Origin of the sequence: Butyrivibrio sp. FC2001, from assembly GCF_000424125.1 — a bacterium.
In the GTDB taxonomy this organism is placed as follows: domain Bacteria; phylum Bacillota; class Clostridia; order Lachnospirales; family Lachnospiraceae; genus Butyrivibrio.
In genome coordinates, this window is the sequence record NZ_KE384134.1 from 239,097 (window position 1) to 248,501 (window position 9,405).

9 protein-coding genes are annotated in these 9,405 nt (G+C 42.6%); 1 reads left to right on the top strand and 8 read right to left on the bottom strand.

The features are described 5' to 3' along the window. Positions 1-19: 19 nt before the first annotated feature. The 7 genes from G601_RS24365 to G601_RS24375 form a co-directional block, all read right to left on the bottom strand. Entirely contained in the window at positions 20-2,050 is a 2,031-nt protein-coding gene (locus G601_RS24365; RefSeq protein ID WP_242834460.1) for an HD-GYP domain-containing protein, read from the bottom strand. Positions 2,051-2,321: 271 nt separating this feature from the next. Beyond that, on the bottom strand, positions 2,322-3,452 hold the full coding sequence (locus G601_RS0120075) for an aldo/keto reductase (protein WP_026666401.1): 1,131 nt from the start codon (positions 3,450-3,452) through the stop codon (positions 2,322-2,324). 103 nt (positions 3,453-3,555) lie between these two features. Further along, positions 3,556-4,080 (bottom strand): hypothetical protein, encoded by a 525-nt coding sequence (locus G601_RS24370; RefSeq protein WP_051200945.1) that lies wholly within the window; start codon positions 4,078-4,080, stop codon positions 3,556-3,558. 18 nt (positions 4,081-4,098) lie between these two features. Further along, positions 4,099-4,938, bottom strand: coding sequence for a metal ABC transporter permease (locus tag G601_RS0120085; protein WP_026666402.1), 840 nt, complete (start codon positions 4,936-4,938; stop codon positions 4,099-4,101). Between the two features lies 1 nt (position 4,939). After that, positions 4,940-5,659 carry a metal ABC transporter ATP-binding protein gene (locus G601_RS0120090; RefSeq protein WP_026666403.1) on the bottom strand — a complete coding sequence of 240 codons (720 nt, stop codon included), beginning with the start codon at positions 5,657-5,659 and terminating at the stop codon, positions 4,940-4,942. 27 nt (positions 5,660-5,686) lie between these two features. After that, complete coding sequence (locus G601_RS0120095; protein WP_026666404.1) at positions 5,687-6,739, bottom strand: metal ABC transporter substrate-binding protein; 1,053 nt, start codon at positions 6,737-6,739, stop codon at positions 5,687-5,689. 101 nt (positions 6,740-6,840) lie between these two features. Then, complete coding sequence (locus G601_RS24375) at positions 6,841-7,158, bottom strand: hypothetical protein (RefSeq protein ID WP_051206104.1); 318 nt, start codon at positions 7,156-7,158, stop codon at positions 6,841-6,843. A gap of 268 nt (positions 7,159-7,426) precedes the next feature. On the opposite strand from G601_RS24375, the gene G601_RS0120105 reads away from it, so the two are divergent. Beyond that, the gene (locus tag G601_RS0120105; protein WP_207638078.1) at positions 7,427-8,056 is read left to right on the top strand and encodes a hypothetical protein; all 630 of its coding nucleotides are present in this window, start codon (positions 7,427-7,429) and stop codon (positions 8,054-8,056) included. Between the two features lie 69 nt (positions 8,057-8,125). On the opposite strand, the gene G601_RS0120110 is transcribed toward G601_RS0120105, so the two are convergent. After that, the gene (locus G601_RS0120110; protein ID WP_035786335.1) at positions 8,126-8,986 is read right to left on the bottom strand and encodes a patatin-like phospholipase family protein; all 861 of its coding nucleotides are present in this window, start codon (positions 8,984-8,986) and stop codon (positions 8,126-8,128) included. Between the last annotated feature and the right edge of the window lie 419 nt (positions 8,987-9,405).

The following is a 9,405-nucleotide window of genomic DNA, read 5'->3' on the forward strand; positions in this document are numbered from 1 at the left end:
AAAAAGGAGTGCGTGTAATTTACTGATTATACTTATTAAGAATTACCTTTATCTCAGGAAGTGAATCCATGAAAACTTCTACACATTTCGCATCAAACTGAGTTCCTGCACCCTCCTGCAGGATCTCAAGTGCCTTTTCAAGCGTAAACGGTGGCTTATACACTCTTCTGGAGGTAATCGCATCAAACACATCCGCAACCGCCATGATTCTTGCGGAAAGCGGAATAACCTCACCGTGAAGCCCTTCGGGATAGCCCTTTCCATCCCATCTCTCATGGTGGTAAGCAGCCATATTTCTGGCTTCCTTTAAGTAGCTACCACCCTTAACCGTATTAATAGCCTTCTCTATTATCTCTTTACCTGCTGTGGTATGAGTTTTCATAATCTCGAATTCCTCTTCCGTAAGCTTACCGGGCTTATTGAGGATTTTATCGGATATGTTGATTTTTCCTACATCGTGAAGAGGTGCAGATCTCACAATATCAGAGATAAATTTGGGATTGATCTTTTCAGGGTAATAGCCCTTATCCCTAAGTCCCTCCACAATTATCTTTACGTATGCTGAGGTCTTCTGAACGTGAGCTCCCGTGTCAGAGTCCCTGCTCTCGACCATGTCCGCCATGGTAAGAATAAGTCCGTCCTGCATCTTCATTGTAGAATCGGTCAGACGTCTGATATTCCTCATCTGCTCTGCCTGGTTAAGGGTCATATCGCAAAGAGTCTGATAAAGCTTTTCAACCTCATCACCGGTGTGAATTCCAAGCTCCCTGATCTTGCGGACGTTTTCATCAAGAGCCCTCTGCTCATCACCGCTATCAGCGAAGGAATCCATAACGGACGACATGGATCTTATGGGATATGATACATAAATATTTGTCATCCACAGCTCATGTGCCACAAGCAGTATGAAAAGTCCCGCCAATATAAGCAGCACCCTTATAATAAAATTTCTCATATAATCAGCATCATAGCCAAGAGAAACCTGACAGCCAACATAGCAGGCAGTCTTTCCGGAGCTGTTCTTCACAGGATAAAAAATGGTCTCGCTCCACTCTCTTATACCGTCTGAAACCAGTGGTTCAATCGCTTCACCGTTGAGAAGCGCAGGAATATAGGGAAGTATATCCTTTTCGTAGCTTACAACATCTCCGGGCTCATGGCCGCTCTGCTCTTCTGTATCAACATCGAATACAACCTGGCAGCCATTTTCTCTCATCACAACAGCATACAGGAAGTTAATTCCTGCCGCATTTTCCTTTATCTTTGTAAGCATATCCTTAGTTTCTTTATATCCTGAGGCTGCCTCTCCTTCCTTTACAAATTCCTCCACTCTGTCCGCATCAATTACTTCAGCCGCAAATCTGGCCGCATTATATGCATTTTCAGATCTGCTCTGTTTACCATCCTCAAAGTACAGATTGAGTCCGATCCAGGTCATGGCAACCACTATTGCAATAGAGGTCACAACAAGTGAAAGGGTCTCTCTGGTTCGAATGGAATACTTAATACCACTTTTATTTTTGTCAGCATTCTTCAGATGTATTATGGAACTCAAGCTCTGTTTAAGAGTGCTTTCCCTTAGCAGCGTTGAAACCTTTACAGGCATTATTCGAAGAACACCCAAAACTATGGCAACAGAGAATCCCTTATCAATAATATTCAGGAGAATATTAAGCATCGTCACTGCAAGGATGAAGGGAACACCAAAATTGTCTGAGAAATATTCAGCATTTCTGCTAGTCACAGTAGAATGTATCTCGCCAAGAAGATACTGGATAACCGTGCTTAAAAGTCCTGTTACCATAGCCAGTAAAAGGATTAGTTTTGCTATATCCTTCTGTTTTTTTAATGAATGTCTTTTCATAAAACTGAAGGTGTGAACGGCAATGAGCGCATTTACAGCAGAATAATAGATGGCATGTCCATTAAAGACCATGCAAAGAGTATTGGAAATAACGGCAGTCATTATTCCAAAGAAGGGTCCCACCGCTATTGTGACAAAAATAGTTCCCAGTGTGTCCATATAAAGAGGCACACCAAATTTATTCATAATAAAGTACAAAAGTACATTTATTATGACTCCGATGCATACGAATGAAGCAAGAAATATTCTGTTCCTGGCCTGACTATATACCTGTGATTGCATATAAAAAACCCTAAAGGCAAAATACCGCTATTTTTATCCATAATATTACTATTAAATCATACAATATTTGGAATACAAATTTAATAAAAAACCAATAAAATGTTTTTGAAATTTATAGGCCAAAAAAAGACAGCCACTGCCGTTATGCAATGACTGTCTGTATTTTTACTGTTATTTATGACTCAAATTCTTTTGCCACATCCTTAAGAAGTGATCTTATCTCAAGATGCTGAGGGCATGCTGTTTCGCAGCCTCCGCACTCAATACATGCACTTGCCTTGCCCTTACCGTCTGCAGTAAGAACATTTTCATAGTACATCTTCTGATTCCAGTCATTGAAGATCTTCCTGGTATTCATGCAGGAGAAAATCTCGGGAATCATGATATTCATAGGACAGTGGTTCTGCTCAACGCAGTAGTGACAGGATGTGCAGGGAATTGTATCAAGTCCCTTGTAAATACCTGTTACCTTGGCAATAGCGCCCATTTCTGTCTCATCAAGAGGCTTAAAGTCCTTCATGAAGGAAACGTTATCCTTCATCTGAGCCATGTCACTCATTCCGGAGAGGACAATTCTTATTCCTTCCTGGCTGGCTGCAAATCTGATGGCGTAGCTGGCATTTGAAAGACCTGCTCCCAGCTCATCAAAGACCTTCTGAGCTTCCTCGGGAAGATTTACAAGATTGCCGCCCTTTACAGGCTCCATAACGATCACAGGCTTACCATGCTTTCTGCATACCTCAAGGCACTTACGGCTCTGAACTCCGGGATCCTCATAATCCATATAATTGAACTGGATCTGAACGATCTCAACCTCAGGATAAGTTGTGAGAATCTTATCGAGAACCTCAGCACTGTCATGGAAGGAAAGACCCACATGCTTAATCTTGCCCTCTTTCTTTAAATCAAATGCTGTCTCATAAGCTCTGCACTTCTTGAAATGCTCAAAATTCTTGGCATTCTGCGCGTGCATCAGGTAAAAGTCAAAGTACTCAACGCCGCAGGCATCAAGCTGACTCTGAAAAAACGGTCTGATATCCTCTTCTTTATTAAAATAAGGCTCTGTAAGCTTATCTGTAAGAAGGAACTTATCTCTTGAATATCTGTCGGAAACTGCTACCTTAATAGCCTTCTCTGATTTGCCGTCAATGTAACCGTATGCGGTATCAAAATAGTTAAAGCCGTTTTCGATAAAATAATCTGCCATGTCTTTAAACTGCTCGATATCCACCTCTGTGCCAATCATCGGGAGTCTCATACACCCAAAGCCAAAAAATGTTTTAATCTGTGGAAACGAATTATCCATATCCTACCTCCAATACATAAAACTGCATACAATATTAATTTTACTATACTACTCTTTATATTGCATTATATTCATGTAAGGTTTTTCGGACGGATTCCTTTCCTCAGTTTACAAGCTCAGCGTCTTTAAGGGTGCAGTATTTTGTCCCGTTTTCCTCATAGGTTGCAAAAGTTCCCTCCACCGTAACTTCCATAGTATCTGTGCCCGGATAATCGCTATCTGCAAGCTCAAACTCTATACCCTGTGCACAGCAGGCTGTGGCATCCTGGATAATACATGCATGATAGGTTTTACCTGTGCTCTCGTCAGTGTAGATATCGTAAAGTCCCTGCATTTTCACCGTTTTTCCGATGTAGTTTTCAGGGTAGTACATCATCTGGAAGACTTCTCCGTAAACAATAGTCGGTGAAAGGATCGTGAGGTCTACCGTGGAGGAGTCCCCGGAAGAAGCAATTGATTCTTCCTGAGTAGTGTTCTCCTGCTGTGCTGTATCTTCTATAGTGATCTTTTCTGTAGCAGCATCATCTATTGTTTTGCCGGTTGCAGGAGGCGTTTTCTCCTTCCCGCAGGCTGTAGCCATAGCAAGCATTATCAGGCCTACAGAGATTATTCTTCTTGCTTTTTTCATAATGTATTTAACCTCCCCTTATGCCAGTCTGCGCTTTCCAAAGGACGTAGCGCAGCAGAGCGCGAATCCCAAAGCATCAGTTGCCACGATCGTTGAGCCCACAGGTGTCCCTGCAAGTATCGAGACTATTATTCCAAGAAGTGCACATATCACTGAAAAAATGGCTGAAAAAACAGTTACACCTCTAAAGCTTGTAAATAACCTCATGGCAGACAGCGCAGGAAAAATAATAAGCGCCGATATCAAAAGTGAACCTACAAGATTCATGGCAAGAACGATAATTACGGCTGTTACTATGGCGATGAGAAGATTATAAAAATCCACCTTTGTGCCACTTGCTCTGGCGAAATTCTCATCAAAGGTCACCGCAAAGATTCTGTTATAAAGGAATATATAGGCTGCCACCACAAGCACGGACATTATTATGCATAGCCACACATCCGTCATAGTGAGTGTAAGGATTGATGTGGAACCAAAAAGTGTGGTACACACATCCCCTGTAAGATTGGAGCTGCTGCCAAACACATTCATGATAAGGTATCCAAATGCCAGAGCCCCCACGGATATCATGGCAATTGCAGCGTCGCCCTTTACCTTGGCGTTATGCCCTGTTCTAAGAAGCAGGATTGCACTTATGACCGTAACAGGTAACACCACTGTCATCCTGTTTGACAGATTGGCAACACTGGCTATGGCAATTCCTCCAAAGGCCACATGGGAAAGCCCGTCTCCTATATAGGAATATCTTTTTAACACCAGTGAAACTCCCAAAAGTGATGAACACAGCGCTATCAGCACGCCCACTATAAGCGCATACCTTACGAAGGGATAATTCATATAAAGTATCAGTTTTTCCATATCACACCACCCTTCTCTCGCAGAGCTGCTCATAGCTGATGTAGAGCTTTCCTATATCACTTTTCACAAAGTCTTCTCTTGTCGCAAACGTAGCCTTCTCTCCCATGTGAAGTATATGTGTGGCGTTACCCAGTGCCCCATATATGTCATGAGATATCATGATGATAGTCATGCCTTCCTTGTTAAGACTCGATATCAGCTCATACATCTGCACGGTTATCTGAGGATCAAGCCCCGCTACCGGCTCATCCAGAAGGAGAATTTTCCCTGCGGCACAGAGTGCCCTTGCAAGAAGGACTCTCTGCTGTTGTCCGCCAGATAATTCTCTGTAGCACCTGTCAGCAAGGTCTGATATCCCCAGCTTTTCCATGTTGGCTAAGGCTGTCGCCTTTTCTTTTTTTCCGTAAAAGGGCTTTAGTCCAAGCTTTGACTGACATCCTGATAGTACTATCTCCTTTACAGAAGCAGGAAAATCCTTCTGAACTATGGTCTGCTGCGGCAGATAACCGATCTCGCTTTTGCATATACCATTTTCATATTGTATCTCGCCTGACAGGGGCTCACACAGTCCAAGAAGTGTCTTCATAAGAGTAGATTTTCCGGAGCCGTTCTCGCCGACTATACACAGGTAGTCTCCCTCATTTACTTCAAAATTCACATTTTCCATGACAGCTCTGTTGTCATAGCCAAGGGTCAGATTGCTGACAGTTAGTAATTTCATATATTTCTCTCTTTCGTATTGCTTTAATTAGTTAAGCGCCTCTTTTAGCACTTCAAGATTGCTCTCCATGATACCAAGATAGGTTGCGCCACCCTGAACATCCTCTGTGGTTGTGCTCTGCATGGAATCCATGGTCAAAACACCCTGATCCTTAGTACTGGTATTCTGTATGATCGTTTCTGCTATCTTGTGGTTTTGTCCCTCAATAGTGAGCACATTCTTTAAGCCAAGCTCGTCCACTTTTCCCGCAAGAAAAGCTATAGTTTCAAAGCTGGCCTCTGTCTCTGCGGAGCATCCCACAAATGCTGCATAGTACTTAAGGCCGTAATCATCAACCATGTATCTGAAGGGGAATCTGTCACCAAAAAGCACAGTATCCAAAGCTGCGTTTTTCACAGTATCTGCGTACTCTGCATCGAGAGCATCCAGCTTTGCAGTGTACTCCTCTGCGTTTTTCTTATAGATGTCTGCATTTTCGGAATCGATTTTCTCAAGGGCGTCTGCTATGGCAGCCACAAGAATCTTGGTGTTCTTAAGTGAGAGCCATACATGCTCGTCATACTCAGGTCCTTCTTCCTCTTCGCCCTCTTCTTCCTCCTCTTCTTCAGCCTCCATACCCTCTACAACCTCTTCTTCCTTTACATTGTCTCCAAGAGTATCAAGGAGGTTTATCACAACCATATCCTTATTGGTCTTTTCCTTAAGTGCATCATCTACCCAGCCGTCTGACTCTCCGCCAACATAGATGAAAAGATCGCACTCTGATATTTTCACGATATCCTCTGCAGTTGGCTGGTAGCTGTGAAGGTCAACTCCGTTATCAAGAAGCATGGTAAGATCTGCCCCCTCTGCCTTTTCACCGAGAATCTCTCTTACCCAGTCATACTCAGGGAAAATAGTGCAGACAATCTTAGGCGCTGAAGCCTCAGTGGTTGGAGTATCATTACTTGAATCCTCAGTGGTTGAAGCCTCATTGGCTGAGGTCTCAGGAGCCGGAATCTTGCCGGAAGCCTTTCCACACGCACAAAAACAAAGCATCGCTGCTAATGCAACCGCTGCTAATGATATAAATCTCTTCATAATAGATATATCCTCTCTTTATTCAATTTGTATTTAGGAAAATGAATGATTACTGCTTCAAAGGGCATAGTATCCCCTGCGCAGTATTTAAGGACAACTATTTAATCGTTCATTCGAACCATGGAACTGACAGGTGTGGAATACACCAGAACAATATCCTTTAAGATTAAAACAGTACCAAGAAGAAGTACTGCTAAAAAGGCCATGTAAAGCGCAACAAGTCCATCACCGAGCTGACTTAGGTTATTTTCACACTGCTGGATCATGGCGCAGACAGGGCAGCTCTCGCCATCGCAGTCATGGAATGACTCTACGGAAACAAACACAGCTGAAAACAGCACAACAAAAAGCATCGCAAAAGCGGTGTATGCTACAAGAAGTTTCTTTATGCTGTTCTTATTATTGCTTAAACTCTGCATATATCCGTCCCTATCTATTGCTCATGGCTAACAAATCAAACTGATTATATTTCCGTTTCCTTTTTATGTCAAACTTACAATCGTAATTTCACAAACAAAATACCACGTAACTGCTGCAACATGATAAAATAAAGTTATGTTTATAAATAAAAAAACACACTACCTCTCAACTTCATTATTTCTCGCTTCAGGCATTCATATTTTGGCGAACTTCGTGCTTTTCATAGTGAGAAAAATTATTGTTTCAGGGAATTTTACTGCCCCTGCCATGGTGAGCACCTTAGCATTTACGAGTCAGGTTGTGGTATCCACTATCATGATTCTGTTAATGGCGTTCGTCTTTTTATCATCCTGGTTAAAGCTGAAAAGATCCCTGTCTGTTGTGGATGAATCTGACAAGCTTCAGATGGCTGTTCTCCAGCAGGAGGTAATGGGTAAGGATATCCCTGCCCTCTCAGGCGAATCCATCATCGAGCTCATAGAGCTGTGGGGAGTCATCCTTGTAGGCGTGCGCCTTGTTTATGACATTTGCTCCATCGTATACAGACGCTTCATTCTTGACCTTACAGGTCTTAGCGCTTCGGCAGGAACCGGAGGTAAGGCCTTTGTTGCAATCTATAACAACACCCACGGATTCAAATATATAAGCATACTTACTGCCCTTTTGCTGGGTATTTTTATCACGGGCATTTTTCTTCATGATAAGCTGCTGAAAATAGTGGCTCTGTTCCTTATCTCCATTTTCCTTCTGGCTTTTGTGCTTCTCGGCATGCATACCGTGAGAATCGCAGGCTACAGCGTAGGTATAGTGTGGTCCTCCATCATTTTCCATTTTACGGAAACCATAGGACTCGTTGGTCTTGGCTTCTATCTCAGGAAAAAGTATATCGGCTTATAATTTTCCTGCCCATTTATTTCAAGAGCCGTCCTGGCGCCTACGAGAGTAAGCGCCAAAACGGCTCCTATGTTACATTTGCAGGAATTTCTTAACCTCAGATAATCTTTTCTTAGCCTCAACCCTTCCGGTCTGGTAAACCCATTCCAGCTCTGAGGGGTTGTTTTCTGTGCGGCTTATTCCCAGAGATTCCGGCGGCCTTATTACAAGGCTCGTTCCGCTCTCTTCTCTTTCAAGTATCTCCTGCATCTGACGATTGTAAACCTTCGGACGATTGATCATTGCCTCTGCCACAGCAGGGTATTTGCGAAGAAGAGATTTTATCAGACGGGGATTGTGCTCCTTTTTCTGATAGCCCTTGGGCTGGGTAAGGATAATGACATTTCGGTTATATCCCAGCTTTTCCATATGCTTATAGGGCACCGGATCCGTGATTCCGCCATCGAGATAGAGCCTGCCATCTATTTTGACTGGTCTTGATACAAAGGGCATCGAAGCAGAAGCTCTCATCCACTCTATATCCTTTTCCCTGCCATCCATGCAGTTGTGGAATGCTATTCTGCCTGTAGCAACATCCGTCGCACCAACATAGAATTCCATGGGATTTCTCTCAAAGGTGACGCGGTCAAAAACATCAAGCTTTTCAGGTATTTTGTGATAGCAAAAATCAACGCCGTACAGGTCCCCGGTTTTTATAAGAGACCATATACTGCAATATCTAGGGTCTCTGCCATATTTCTTGTTATATCTGATAGCCCTTCCTATCTGATGGGACTTATAATTGCATCCGAAAATAGCACCCGCTGAAATGCCTGCAGCTCCGTCAAAATGAATGTCATTTTCCATGAAAACATCCATGATCCCTGCTGTAAACATTCCGCGCATTGCGCCGCCTTCCATTATAAGTCCTGTTTTAAAATTCCCTGTGTCCATAATTTCCTCTGCTGTTTTGTCCATGAATGTCCAGATATATGTTACTTCTTAGCCTTGCAATATATACGGAAAGATTCAACCGCATAGGTCTGTGTCAGCTTATCATAACAAGTTTGATTGTAGCACTCTGGTTAGACTTTTGCATCCTTTCGTCCAGTCATGTAAAGCACTATTTTTGTATATTGTGTTTATTTTATAATTGGCATATTTCTTTTTCCGTCGTAATATTACCTCTGGTCAGACGACCATATTGGGTATCCGGGAGCATCTCCCACCTTTTCCACAGATTGTTTGAATGAACGTTGTAGGATATAATTATAGTAGTTGGATTCGTTGGTTTTCTTCTATTTCGTTACCTTGTATGGTCTTATGACACAGACATACAAGGAGGATTAAATTGAAAGAAGTAACTATTAACA